Below are 12,996 nucleotides of genomic sequence, written 5' to 3'. Positions count from 1 at the left end.
TTTGGGTTGTGTTGGTGGGCTCGCCGGGGGGGGGGGGGGTGGCGGGGGGGGGGTGGTGCGGGCCGCCGCTCTCCCCAGCCCCCCCTCGGGATCATGCGCTTTCGAGCACTCGGACGCGAACCGGCCGCGAACCGGGGCTCGTAATACTCGCCCCCTTGGGGTCAGGTGTCGAAAGCCCAGACTGCCGCCGGGCGGCCGGTGGCCTTTACCCTGCGCCGCTCCTCGGTGCGGGTCAAGCCAGGCACGGCGGCGAGCGTGCGGTTGAGGTTGGCGGGGTCGGGGCGGACGCCGTGGACGGAGGTGGCCAGCTCGACGGCGCGGGTGGCGGGAAACTGCGGTCCCAGGAGGGCCCGGGTGAAGGCGGGATCCTTCCAGAGCAGGCCGGTGAGCAGGCTGCGGGCGGTGCCGACGATGGCATTGTGGTCGAAGGCAAGCGGCGGGACGCTGTCGAACGAGACCCACTCGGCGGGGCTGTCGTGCGGGCTCAGCACCGCCCACATGGCGATGGAGAGCGTGGGCCCGCGCGGGTCGCGGCTCGGCTCGTCGAAGGTGACGAGCTGGCCGATGGCGGCGATGGCGGGCTCGGGGGCGCCGAGTTTGGTGACGAGGGCCCGGTGCGCGGCCGCCACCAGCCGCTCCCCGCGGCCGAGCAGGACACCCGGCAGCGCGAGCTCCCCCGCGAACGGCGCGTGCCCGCGCGGCGCGACCCCCAGCCGGATACCGGAGTCCTCCCCCCAGAACCGCAGCGTCACGACATCTACAGAAACGACGGACTGCATCTCCCCATTTTCGCGCGGCCGCGATCAGGCCGCGCGAGTGGCAGGGGTGGGGCGGCGGTGGGACCGATCGGGGCCGTTACCGGTGAGCAACACGGGGGTATCCAGTTCGCGCTCCAGGTAGCCGGGGATGTCGCTGGGGAGCTCCGCCCATTGCGGTGTGGCGGAACGGAGGAGGGTGGTCAGGGATTCCTGGTGGGCGAGGTCCTGCCACGGGCCGAGCGGCAGGCGGTGCAGCACTCCCTCGGGGGTGCGGTAGGCCGTCGCCACCCGCAGCGGGCGGGGGACGTCGAGGTGGTTGACGACCAGCCCGTCGACCCCGCCGCACACCTCGAGCGCGTAGCGCAGCAGCACCAGGTCGAGGTGCCCGCGGCGGAACGCGCCCTGGTAGGGGCCGGTGCCGTTGTGCGGCTCGGGCAGCGCGAGCGCCGGGTCCTCGGTGGGGAACGGGCCGTCCCCGTGCCTGGTCTGGTAGGTCCTGGTCACGCCGAGCACGGTGCCGGTGGCGCCGATGCCGGCCAGCAGCGCGCGGGCGTTCCGCGGCTCGACCGTCGACCAGGTGGTGTGCGGGTGGAACCCGCGCCACTCGTCCAGCAGCACCCCCTGCGCCCCCTCGAAGACCAGCGGCCCGCGCCGCGCCAGCCGGGCGAGTTCGCCGTCGCCGACCACCCGGACCGCGGCGGCGAACTCCCGGTACATATCGACCAGCGCGTCCACCGGCTCGAAGCCGAACCCACTGCCGGTGAGCAGCGGCGCGTAGTGCGCGGCGAGCGCGGTGAGCAGCGCCCGCAACCGGTCCGGGTGCGCGCAGTCGGCGACCGTCGGCGCCGGGTGCGCCAGCGCGTAGGCGGCGGTCTCGCCGATACCGCGCCCGCAGGAGCCGTGCCGCGCCGCGCCGCGGGCCCGCTCCCGCGCCCGGTTCGCGGCGATGTGGATCGGGGTGGTGAGCAGCGCGCGGCCGTCGACGGCGAGCAGCCCGAGCGGGTCCGGCACGCCGAGCGCGGCCAGCGCCTCCGCCTCGGCGGCGAGCGCGATCGGCTCCACCAGCACGTGCCTGGTGAGCAGCGTCGGCACCCCGGCGAGGGTGCCGGAGCCGAACTGCGCGAAGGTGTGCGTGCGCCCGCCCGCCACGACGGTGTGCGCGGCCTGCGCGCCACCGTTGAACCGGACGACGGCGGCGGGGCCGAGCCCCGCCGCCGGGGAGCACAGCCAGTCGACCGTGGCCCCCTTGCCCGCGTCACCGAAGCCGAGGTCGACCACGATCACGTGACGGTTCATGCCGAGCGCGTGCCGGGCAGCGCCTTGCGCTCCCCCAGGGTGCGCGCCACCGCGTCGGCCCCGGTGGCCCCGACATCGCGCAGATCGGCCAGGCCGGTGGCGAGATCGACCCGGTCCTCGCCGAGCCCGATGGTCAGCGCGATGAGCTCGCAGACCGCGGCCGGATCGTCCAGCTTCAGGAAGTTCTGCCCGAGCAGCCCGCGCCAGTGCTCCGCGATCTCCGGGTCGTGGAAGTAGCTGGACTGGTCCGGCAGGATGAAGAAGACGTGCCAGCGCTCGGCCAGCTCCCGGTAGATCGACTGCACCGCGATGTCCTGCCGCACGCTGTCGCCGATCACCGCGCGGATGTGCCTGCTCGCCAGCCGCGGCTTGTTCAGCTCGTCGCCGATCAGGAAGAGGTAGCCCTTCTTCCCGCGCTTCTCCCAGGCGTCGGTGCTGACGTGGGTGGCCATGAAGTAGGCGGCGAGCTCGTAGCTCTCCGACTTCTGGCCGCCGCCACCGCCCTCCAGCAGGATCGAGCGCAGCTGCTCGTCCATCTCGTTGTCCGATTCGAACTGCCCGACCTGCAGCGGCACCCGGTCGCTGTCGGCGTCGCCGATGGCGCCGAAGAGCAGCTGCGGGTCGTCGGCGTAGCCGCGGCTGCGCAGCAGGCCGTGCAGCAGCCCGAGCTTGTTCTGCATGATCCGCGGCACCCGGCCCATCGAGCCGGTGACATCGAAGAGCACCGCGATCGGCAGCGCGGCGCCGTGCTCGTCGGAGTCGCGGCACTCGCGCGCCCGCACCCCGAACGGCTCCAGGCTCGGATGCGCGCGCCAGCTGTCGTAGGGCTGGTCGCGCACCTCGGCGGTGTAGCCGAAATCGTCCTCGCCGCGCCGGGCGCGGAAGGTGGCCGCCGCCCGGTAGGCGGTGTCGTCCCAGTGTCCGTATCCCATGTCCGTCTCCTCCCGTGAAGTAGTTTTAGTGTAGGTAACCAAATCTGCTCCGGCAAGGGCTCGCCGCGGGTCGGCGGCGCCTCGGGGTCAGGCGAGCGGCCGGTCCTCGACCTCGGTTCCGGTGCAGTGCAGCAGCCGGGTGAGGCCGAGCTCGGCGAGGAAGCGCTCGTCGTGGCTGACCACGACCAGCGCGCCGCGGTAGCCGGTGAGCGCCTGGGTGAGGTGCCCGAGGCTGGGCAGGTCCAGGTTGTTGGTCGGCTCGTCGAGCAGGAGCAGCCGGGGTGCGGGGTCGGCGAGCAGCACGGTGGCGAGCGCGGCGCGCAGCCGCTCGCCGCCGGAGAGCGTGCCCGCCGCCGCGTCGGCGGCCGCGCCGCGGAAGAGGAAGCGGGCCAGCTGCGCCCGCACCTCCCGCGCTCCCGCGTGCGGGGCGGCGGCCGCGACGTTCTCGAGGACCGAGCGGGCGTCGTCGAGGACGTCGAGCCGCTGCGGCAGCAGCCGCCAGGGCACCGCGGGCCCGGCCTCGGCGATCCGGCGCAGCAGCGTGGTCTTGCCGACCCCGTTGCGCCCGGTGACCGCGATCCGCTCCGGCCCGCGCACCCGCAGGTCGGCCCGGACCCCGCCGGGCAGCGCGGCGCCGGCCAGCTCGACCACCTCCTGCCCCGGGTGCAGCCGGGTGCGCGGCAGCTCGATCCGGATCTCCCGGTCGTCGCGCACCGCCTCCTCGGCACCGCGTAGCTGGTCGCGGGCGCTGTCCACCCGCTCCAGGTGGGTGTTGCGCAGCTTTCCCGCCGACACCTGCTGCCTGCGCTTCTTCTCGTTGGCGATGATCTTCGGCGCCCGCTTGGTCGCGGAGAGCATGCGCCCGTAGCGCACCCGGCGATCCAGCTTGACCCGGGTCTCGACCAGCTCCCGGCGCTGCCGCCGCAGGTCGCCGCGGGCATCCCGGACGGCGGCCGCGGCGGCCTCCTGCTCGGCCGCGACGATCCGCTCGTACGCGCCGAAGCCGCCGCCGAAGAGCCGCAGCCCGCCCCGGTAGAGCTCGGCGGTGGCATCCATGCCGTCGAGCAGCTGCCGATCGTGGCTGACCACCAGCGCGATGCCGGTGAACTGGCCGAGCACGTCGGCGAGGCGCTGCCTGGCGGTGCCGTCCAGGTTGTTGGTCGGCTCGTCGAGCAGCAGCACGGCGGGCTCGGTGAGCAGCTCGGCGACCAGGCCGAGCAGCACCGTCTCGCCGCCGGAGAGCGTGCCGAGCGTGCGGCCCAGCGCGGCGGGGCCGTCGGCGAGGTGGCCGAGGCCGAGCCGGGCGAGCAGCGCCACCGCGCGCTCCTCGACATCCCAGCCCGCGCCGACGGTGTCGAAGTCGGCGGGGGTGCCGGCGCCCGCCTCGATGCGGTGCAGCGCGGCGCGCACGGCGTCGATGCCGAGCACCCGGTCGACCCGGAGGCCGGTGCCGAGGCCGAGGTCCTGGCGCAGGTAGCCGAGCGGGCCGGGGCGGGTGAGCGAGCCGCGGCCGGGGGTGAGCTCCCCCGCGATCAGCCGCAGCAGCGTGGACTTCCCGGCGCCGTTGGCGCCGACCACCCCGATGCGGCCGGGGGTGAGGGTGGCGGTCAGCCCGTCGAAGACGGCGGTGCCGTCCGGCCAGGTGAAGGCGAGGTCCGACAGGGACAGCGAAGACGAGGGTGTGGGCACGGTTGCTCCCGAGGTGACTGCGACGGAACGCGGCGCGCGAATACGGGCCGCCCGGGCGAGACCTCAGATCAGCAACGGCCGCTCCGATTCGTCGGGAACAAGACCGGTCGAGGGTAACCCCGGCACCAGTACCGGGGTCAACTCCTTTTTCAGACGGTGACGATGGCGGTGACCGGGTAGTCGCCCTGCCTGGCCCGCCCGGCCAGGAAGCCGATCTCCAGCACCACCGCGGCCGCGACCACCTCGGCGCCCGCCTCGGCGAAGAGCTCCGCGGCGGCGGCCAGCGTGCCGCCGGTGGCGAGCACGTCGTCGAGCAGCAGCACCCGCCTGCCGCGCAGCTCGACGCCGTCGGCCGGGATCTCCAGCGCGGCGGTGCCGTACTCCAGGGTGTACTCGCGGGAGACCACCGGCGGCGGCAGCTTGCCGCCCTTGCGCACCGCGAGCACCCCGGTGCCGAGGCTCGCCGCGACGCCGGCGCCGAGCAGGAAGCCGCGGGCATCCACCCCGGCGATCAGGTCGGCGTCCGGGGCGCAGGCGGCCAGCCCGTCGAGCACCGCGCGGAAGCCGGCGGCGTCCGCGAAGACCGGGGTCAGATCGGCGAATCGCACACCGGGCGTGGGGAAGTCGTCGTGCCAGCGGGTGAGCCGGTGCACCGCGTCGGCGGCGGCGGCGTGCGCAGTCATCGGGGTCCCCTCGGAGTCGGTCACCGGGTCAGCCGCCAGCGGTCCATGTTCCAGCCGGTGCCGCCCTGGGTCGGCCCGGCGACGCCGTTGTGCAGCCCGGCGCCGAAGGCGATCAGCCGCGGCGTGGCGAAGAGCGGGATGCTCGGCAGCTCGGACCAGAGCAGGTTCTCCGCCTCGGTGAGCAGCCCGAGCTGGCTGGCCGAGGCGTCGTCGGCGGCGAGCTGGTCGGTGATGGCGTCGAACCGGCCGTTGCCGAACCGGCCGACATTGGAGCCGTTCCCGGTGCGCAGCGCCGCCATGGCCGCCACCTCGGTGGTCGACCCGGCCGGGCCGGTGGCGGCGGCGGTGCCGCCGAGCACGACGTCGACCGCGCCCTCGCTGAGCCGGGTCGGCTGGAAGTCGGGGGTGCCCGCGTCCACCACGGTGATCCCGGCGGCGCGGCAGGAGTCGGCGATGGCCTTGACGGTGGCGGCGCGGCGGTTGTCCGGGGTGCGGTAGCCGATCCGCACGGTCATGTTGGCGCCCTGCACGGCCGGGTCGACCGCGGCGTACTTCTGCGCGGCGCCGGTCGCGGCCGCGTAGAACAGCGAATCCTGCTGCACGATGTGCGCGTTCAGCACGGCGGAGCCGATCCCGCGCTCCGGGCGGTCCGGTACCGCGCCGATGGTGTCGAAGAGCGCCTGGCGCGGCACGCAGGCGGCCAGCGCCCGGCGGGCCGGCACCCCGGCGAAGATGCCGCCGGTGCTGAGCACCAGCTGTTCGGCGCCGCGGCCGGGGACCGTGCTGGCGGAGAAGCCGTCCAGCGGCAGCTCCGGCACCGAGCCCGCGCCGATATCGATCACCCCGACGGCATTGTCGCCGATCTTGGCGGAGAGGTCGGTCCCCTTGGGCCACAACACGATCCGGCCGGTCTCCGGCTTCGCCCCCCACCAGCGCTCGTTGGCGACCAGCACCAGCCCCTCGCTCTCGCTGTAGGAGCCGATGCGGTAGGGGCCAGAGGCGGGGAAGCGGCTCGCGTCCAGCGCGCCCGGCGTCATGGTCCAGCCGGTGTTCCAGAAGTCGGCGAGCTTGCCGAGCGCGACCAGCTCACCGGTGCGCACCGCGCCGATCAGGTTGCTCACCCCGGTGGCCTGGGTGGCCACGTGCGCGGGCATGAGTTCACCGGCGGCGAAGAGCGTGCGCCACGGCACGTAGCGGCGGCCGGGGCGGAAGACCACGGTGGCGTCCTTGGAGCCGGGCTCGCAGTCGATCCGCTCGATGTCCTCGTACCCGGCGGTGCTGGCGCTGTCGAAGAGCGGCGCGCCGTCCCTGGTGAACCGGCCGCTGCGGGCGGCCCAGGTGTAGACCAGGTCGTCGCAGGAGGTGGCGATGCCGTCGGAGTAGACGCCGTCCGGGCTGAGCCGGTACTGGATGGTCTGCGCCTCCCCCGGCACCTCCTTGGCGGTGCCGACGTCGGTGTCGGCCACCTGCTGGCCGTCCGGGCCGGTGTAGAAGAACCCGGGGAGCACCCGGCCGAAGACGGCGGGCGAGCCGCTGGCCCAGCCCACCGTCGTGCCGCCGTTGTAGGTGCTGATCACCGCGTCGGTGGCGTAGCCGATGGACGGCACCTGGCTCTCGCTCGAGCACCCGGCGCCGAGCCCGGCCGCGACGACCGCGGCGGTGAGCGCGGCGACCACCCGCCGCGCTCGGATCCCGGGCCGGTGCCCGCGGCGTGGAAGTCGCAACGTCGAAACCCCTTCGCTCCCGAACGATGTCACCGGGGCACCTGCGGCCCCGCCACTGCTACCGGCGGTTGCGCTTCCCGGTGGGGCGCGCACCCGCCCGCGGGCCGCTGCCCGCGCCGCTGCGGGCCCGCCGGGGCTCCGCCTCCTGGGCGGCACTGCGCGCGGTCGCGGTGCCCGCCCGCCGCTCGGCCGCGGCACCGACCCGCGCCGCGGCCGCGGCCGCCCGCTTGGCCTGCACCTTCCTGGTGTGCGCGGCCACCGGGCCCCACCGCTCCTTGAGCGAGACCAGCAGCGGCGTCGCGAAGAAGATGGAGGAGTAGGTGCCGACCAGCAGCCCGACCAGCTGCACCAGCGCCAGGTCCTTGAGGGTGCCGACGCCGAGCAGCCAGACCGCGATCACCATGAGCCCGGCGACCGGGAGGATGCCGATCAGGGCGGTGTTGATGGAGCGCATGAGCGTCTGGTTGACCGCGAGGTTGGCCTGCTCGCCGTAGGTGCGGCGGTTCAGGTGCAGGATGCCCCTGGTGTTCTCCTCGACCTTGTCGAACACGACCACCGAGTCGTAGAGCGAGAAGCCGAGGATGGTCAGGATGCCGATCACCGTCGCCGGGGTGACCTCGAAGCCGACCAGCGAGTAGACGCCCGCCGTCACCGCCACGTCGAAGACGAGCGCGGCCAGCGCGGCCAGCGCCATGTCGCGCTCGAAGCGGACGGCGATGTAGATCGAGACGATCACCAGGAACACCGCCAGCGCGATCAGCGCCTTGCGGGTGATCTGGCCGCCCCAGGTCTCGCTGACGTCGGAGACGCTGATCGCGGCCCGGCTCGGGGTGCCCGAGGAGTCCTCCGGCTTGAATTCCTCGTAGAGCGCGGAGCTCAGCGCGTCCACCTGGTTCGCGTCCAGCGCCTCGGAGCGGATCAGCACGGTGGCCGAGCCGCCGGTGCCGACGGTCTGCACCGATTCCGGGCCGAAGCCGAGCGCGTCCGAGTAGGTCTGCTCGACCTGCTCGGTGGTGGCCGACCCGGCCGGGAACTGGATCTGCGAGCCGCCCTCGAAGTCGATGCCGAAGTTGAAGCCGCGGATCGCCATGCTGGCCAGCGCGATCAGCACGATCACCCCGGTGATCAGGTACCAGCGGCGCCGGTTGCCGATCACGTCGATGGCGCCGGTTCCGGTGTAGAGCCGGCTGAAGAAGCCGCGCGCGTGCGCCCGCTGCACGGGCGCGAAGACATCCGTGACCTCGGTGGCGTTGGTGCCGTTCTCCAGCGAGTAGCTGCTCTCGCGGTCGGTGTGGTTGTTCGTCACGGTGCTCTCACGCCTTCCCGAGTGCCGGGCGGGTCGCGCTGCGTTCCCGCGCGACCTGCTGCATCGCGCCCAGGCCGTTGACCGCGGGCTTGGACCAGAACGCGGTGCGCGAGGCGAGCAGCACCAGCGGCGCCGTCACCAGGAACACCACCACCACGTCCAGGATGGTGGTCAGCCCGAGCGTGAAGGCGAAGCCGCGCACCTGACCGGCGGCGAGGATGTAGAGCACCGCGGCGGCGATGAAGCTGACCGCGTTGCCGGAGAGGATGGTGCGCCTGGCCCGCTGCCAGCCGCGCGGCACCGCCGAGCGGAAGCTGCGGCCCTCCCGGATCTCGTCCTTGATGCGCTCGAAGAACACCACGAACGAGTCGGCGGTCATGCCGATGCCGATGATCAGACCGGCGACGCCGGCCAGGTCGAGGGTGAACCCGATCCAGCGGCCGAGCAGCACCATGATGCCGTAGACCGCGAGACCGGAGGCGATCAGCGAGAGCGCGGTGAGCAGCCCGAGCATCCGGTAGTAGGCGAAGCAGTAGAGCAGCACCACCACGAGCCCGATCGCACCGGCGAGCAGCCCCGCGCGCAGCGAGGAGAGGCCGAGCGTCGCGGAGACGGTCTGCGCCTCGGAGGTCTCGAAGGAGAGCGGCAGCGAGCCGTACTTCAGCGTGTTGGCGAGCTCCTTGGAGGAGGCCGCGGTGAAGTTGCCGGAGATCTGGGTGCGGCCGCCCTGCTGCGGGCCCTGCTGCACCACCGGCGCCGAGACGACCTGCGAATCGAGCACGAAGGCGACGCGCTTCTGCACGTACTCGCCGGTGAGCGCGGCCCACTCGTCGCTGCCGCCGGACTTGAACTCCAGGTAGACCTCGTGCCGCGCCTGCTGCTGGTTCAGCCCGGAGCTGGCGTCGGCGATGTCCTGGCCGTCGATCCGGCTCTTGTCCAGCAGGTAGACCTCGGTGCCGTCGCTCGCGCAGGCGACCAGCGGCAGGTTCGGGTCGTCGTTGCCGCGCAGCGGGTCCGGCTTGCTGCAGTCCAGGGTGGCGAGCGCCAGCTGCTGCACGGCCTGGTCGGTGCTCTGCCTGGTGGCCTTGGCCTCGGCGATCTCGGCGCGGGCCTGGTCGGCCGGGGTCTTGTCGGCGTTACCCGGCTCGGGGGCGGGGGTCGGGGTCGGCGTCGGGGTCGGGGTCGGGGTCGGGGCCTGCTCGGCGGGCGGCGCGGGCGCCGGTTCACCGGGCGGCGGGACCTGCTCGGCCGGGGGCGCGGGCTCCGGCGGCACCTGGGCCGGGAAGAGCCGCGGCTGCGGCGCGGGCGCGACCTCGGGAGCGGCGCCCTCCGGAGCTGGGGCCGGAGCCGCGCCCTCCGGAGCGGGGGCGGCCGGGGCGGGCGTAGCCGGGGTACCCGGCTGCTGCGCGGGAGTGCGACCGGCGGCCGGGACCGCGGTCAGCACCGGGCGGATGTAGAGCTTGGCCGTGGTGGCCAGGGTGCGCGCCTGCTGGCCGTCCTCACCCGGGACGGTGATCACGATCGTGTCGCCGTCGATCACCACCTCCGAGCCGGAGACGCCGAGGCCGTTCACCCGGTTCTCGATGATGGACTGCGCCTGCTTCAGGCTGTCCTGGCTCGGCCTGCTGCCGTCGGGCGTGCGCGCCGTCAGCGTGACCCGCGTGCCTCCCTGCAGGTCGATACCGAGTTTCGGGGTCGGGGACTTGTCCCCGGTGAAGAAAACCAGCGCGTAGATCAGAGCGAGCAGGGCAACGAAGAGGCCGAGCAGTCGCCATGGGTGCGCCGATCCCTGTGACGGAGGCACAGTGCGTCATCTCCTAGAGCGGAAGTCGAGTGGAACCGGCGCGCCGATCGGGCGCACCGAGACATCCGCGCCGGGTTCCGGCGCGGACTGCGGTCATCGCGGCGAGCGCGGTCAGTCCTTGGTCAGCCGGGGCTCGGTCTGGCCGGGCGTCTCCTCGGCGGCCGCGGGCGCGGTGGCCTGGGGCTCGGCCGGAACAGCGGGCTCGGCCGGGACAGCGATCTCGGCCGGGTCGGCGGTGCCCGGCTCCTCGGTGACCGCCTGGTCGTCGGTGCGGACCTCGCGAATGGCCTGGCGCAGCCAGGTCGTCACGATCTCCTCGGCGATCTCGAGGTCGACGGTGTCCTCGTCGACCTCGACCACGGTGCCGTAGAGCCCCGAGGTGGTGGTCACCCGATCCCCGACCTTCAGATCGTTCTGCATCGCCGAGACCTTCTCGGCCTCACGCTTCTGGCGGCGGACGCCGAGGAACATCGGCACGAGCAGAGCGACCAGCAGTAGCGGAAACAGCAGTTCCATCGTCGACGTCAGTCCTGGTTCGTGGGTGGGGTGGGACAGGTACCCACACAGTCTGCCAGTTCGCGTAACCGGCCCCACACTCAGGCGGGCACGCCACCGTAGACGTAGTCGTCCAGCGGGAAGCGCACCGCCTCCCGGTGCGCGTTCAGGGTGCTGGTCGGGCGCAGCAGCGCGGCCTCGCCGTGCGGGTCGAAGTAGTAGCTGCGCGCCGACCCGCAGTCGCCGCCGTAGAAGACCGAGGAGCCGAGCCGCTCGGTGACCCGGTCCAGGAACGCGGCATTGGCCCGCTCGGTGACCTCGAAGGTGGCCGCGCCGCGCCGGGCCAGCTCGCCGAGCAGCCGGCCCATGTGCTTCATCTGCGCCTCGACGGTGGTGAAGTACGAGAGCCCGCTGTAGGAGTACGGGCTGTTCAGGCTGAGGAAGTTGGGGAAGCGCGGCACGGTGATGCCCTCATAGGCCTGGAATCGGCTCTCCCGCCACCAGGCCCCGAGGTCGGTGCCGTCCCGGCCGAGCACCCGGATCGCCGGGAAGTTGGCCTGCCACAGGTCGAAGCCGGTGGCCAGGACCAGCGTGTCCAGCGCGACCTCGGAGCCGTCGGCGAGCGCGATGCCGCCGGGCGTGACCCCGGCGATGGTGCCGGTCTGCAACCGGACATGCGGCTCGTTGAAGACCCGGAAGTAGCGGTTCGAGAAGGTCGGGCGCTTGCAGCCGAAGTCGTAGCCGGGGGTGAGCGCGCGCCGGGTCTCCGGGTCGCGCACCGAGGCGCGCAGGTGCGCCCTGGCGAGCAGCCCGGCGCCCCGGTTCAGCACCTTGGCCCTGGTGAACTCCAGCACGCCGGCCACCATGATCGCCTCCAGCACGGCGGTGTTCGCCAGCCGCGCGGCCTGCTGCGTCACCGGCAGCGCGGCGAAGAGCCGCTGCACCGCGGCCGGGATCGGGGTGTCGATCTTGGGCACCACCCAGATCGGGGTGCGCTGGAAGACGGTGAGCGCGGCGGCGACCTCGGCGAGCTCCGGGACGAGCTGCACGGCGGTGGCGCCGGTGCCGATCACGCCGACCCGCCGGCCGGTGAGGTCCAGGTCGTCGGGCCAGGCGGTGGTGTGCACGATCCGCCCGGCGAACCCGTCGATTCCGGGGAAGGGCGGGGTGTAGGGCTGGGAGAGGAAGCCGGTGGCGGTGATCAGGAAGCGCGCGGTGAGCTCGGCGCCGGTATCGGTGCTGACCACCCACTGCTGCCCGGCGGCGTCCCAGCGGGCCTGCTCGACCGCGGTGCCGAAGCGCATCCGGCGGCGCAGCCCGTACCGCTCGGCCACGTGCTGCGCGTAGCGGCGCAGCTCCTCCCCCGGCGCGAAGAGCCGGGACCAGTACGGATTCGGCTCGAAGGAGTACGAGTAGGTGACCGAGGCGATGTCGACCGCGAGCCCCGGGTACCGGTTCACGTGCCAGGTGCCGCCGAGATCGGCCTCGCGCTCCAGGATCACGTAGTCGCTCAGCCCCAGCCGGTCCAGCTGGATGGCCGCGCCCATGCCGCCGAACCCCGCGCCGACCACGATCGCGTCGTACCGCGCCATCGCTCCACCTTCCCTCGTGACTGCCCTGTCACGGAATGACATGTCATTCCGGCTATCGCCGACCGTATCATCGGCGGGGTGACGAAGCCATCGACGCGGGCCGACCGCCGCAAGGCGGAGCTGCGCCGCGACATCATCGACACCGCGTTCGTCTGCTTCGCCGAGAAGGGCTACCACGCGACCGGGATCGCCGATATCGCCACCGAGCTCGGCATCGGCCACGGCACCTTCTACCGCTACTTCAGCAACAAGCGGGAGATCATCGACCACGTCATCGACGATCTCGCCGCGCGCATCGTCGCGGCGCTGGCCACCGAGAACTCCCCGGACGCGGCCGAGACGCTGGACGACTACCGGGCCCAGATCGAGCGGATCGGCGCCGCGCTGACCGTGATCCTGGTGCAGGACCGCCGGGTGGCGCAGCTGCTGCTCTTCCACGCCACCGGGATCGACGACGAGCTCACCGCCCGGCTGTACGGCCTGCTCGACACCGCCGACGCCCTCACCGCCGCCTACCTCGAGCACGGCGTCGACCGGGGTTACCTGCGGGCCGGCCTGGACACCGCCAACACCGCGAAGGCGGTCACCGGAATGCTGCTCGCGGCGGTGCTGCACGGGCTGCGCGACCCGGAGGGCGATGTGCGCGCGCTCGCCGAGGCGATCCGGCGGCTGCTGGTGGACGGCGTGCGCCGGGAAGGCGACGGCTGAACCCGGACC

General features: G+C 73.4%; 11 protein-coding genes. 1 reads left to right on the top strand and 10 read right to left on the bottom strand.

The annotated features are described in order from the left end of the window. Positions 1-161 precede the first annotated feature (161 nt). From AB0H71_RS33475 to AB0H71_RS33430, 10 genes are all read right to left on the bottom strand, one after another. Positions 162-779 carry an NUDIX hydrolase gene (locus tag AB0H71_RS33475; RefSeq protein WP_357029464.1) on the bottom strand — a complete coding sequence of 206 codons (618 nt, stop codon included), beginning with the start codon at positions 777-779 and terminating at the stop codon, positions 162-164. A gap of 24 nt (positions 780-803) precedes the next feature. After that, complete coding sequence (locus tag AB0H71_RS33470) at positions 804-2,054, bottom strand: adenylosuccinate synthetase (RefSeq protein ID WP_357029461.1); 1,251 nt, start codon at positions 2,052-2,054, stop codon at positions 804-806. Then, entirely contained in the window at positions 2,051-2,986 is a 936-nt protein-coding gene (locus tag AB0H71_RS33465; RefSeq protein ID WP_357029458.1) for a hypothetical protein, read from the bottom strand. Before AB0H71_RS33465 ends, AB0H71_RS33470 begins: the two co-directional genes overlap by 4 nt. 87 nt (positions 2,987-3,073) lie before the next feature. Beyond that, a complete protein-coding gene (locus AB0H71_RS33460; RefSeq protein ID WP_357029455.1) occupies positions 3,074-4,675 on the bottom strand; it encodes an ATP-binding cassette domain-containing protein in 1,602 nt (533 codons plus the stop codon). A 149-nt stretch (positions 4,676-4,824) separates the two neighbouring features. Then, positions 4,825-5,358 (bottom strand): adenine phosphoribosyltransferase, encoded by a 534-nt coding sequence (locus AB0H71_RS33455; RefSeq protein WP_357029452.1) that lies wholly within the window; start codon positions 5,356-5,358, stop codon positions 4,825-4,827. A gap of 20 nt (positions 5,359-5,378) precedes the next feature. Then, a complete protein-coding gene (locus AB0H71_RS33450) occupies positions 5,379-7,034 on the bottom strand; it encodes an ABC transporter substrate-binding protein (protein WP_357029474.1) in 1,656 nt (551 codons plus the stop codon). Positions 7,035-7,140: 106 nt separating this feature from the next. Continuing rightward, on the bottom strand, positions 7,141-8,301 hold the full coding sequence (secF, locus tag AB0H71_RS33445; RefSeq protein ID WP_357029472.1) for a protein translocase subunit SecF: 1,161 nt from the start codon (positions 8,299-8,301) through the stop codon (positions 7,141-7,143). A gap of 94 nt (positions 8,302-8,395) precedes the next feature. After that, positions 8,396-10,192 (bottom strand): protein translocase subunit SecD, encoded by a 1,797-nt coding sequence (gene secD / locus AB0H71_RS33440; protein WP_357029448.1) that lies wholly within the window; start codon positions 10,190-10,192, stop codon positions 8,396-8,398. 111 nt (positions 10,193-10,303) lie between these two features. Next, positions 10,304-10,708: a preprotein translocase subunit YajC gene (yajC, locus tag AB0H71_RS33435; protein WP_357029446.1), complete on the bottom strand. Its 405-nt coding sequence runs from the start codon at positions 10,706-10,708 to the stop codon at positions 10,304-10,306. An 80-nt stretch (positions 10,709-10,788) separates the two neighbouring features. Then, a complete protein-coding gene (locus AB0H71_RS33430) occupies positions 10,789-12,279 on the bottom strand; it encodes an NAD(P)/FAD-dependent oxidoreductase (RefSeq protein ID WP_357029443.1) in 1,491 nt (496 codons plus the stop codon). A gap of 78 nt (positions 12,280-12,357) precedes the next feature. On the opposite strand from AB0H71_RS33430, the gene AB0H71_RS33425 reads away from it, so the two are divergent. Next, positions 12,358-12,987, top strand: a complete 630-nt coding sequence (locus AB0H71_RS33425) for a TetR/AcrR family transcriptional regulator (RefSeq protein WP_357029440.1) — start codon at positions 12,358-12,360, stop codon at positions 12,985-12,987. Positions 12,988-12,996 lie beyond the last annotated feature (9 nt).

The organism is Nocardia sp. NPDC050697 (genome assembly GCF_040654395.1).
Lineage (GTDB): Bacteria > Actinomycetota > Actinomycetes > Mycobacteriales > Mycobacteriaceae > Nocardia.
Note: the sequence above shows the minus strand (reverse complement) of the source record. Positions and strands in the feature narration are given on the sequence as shown.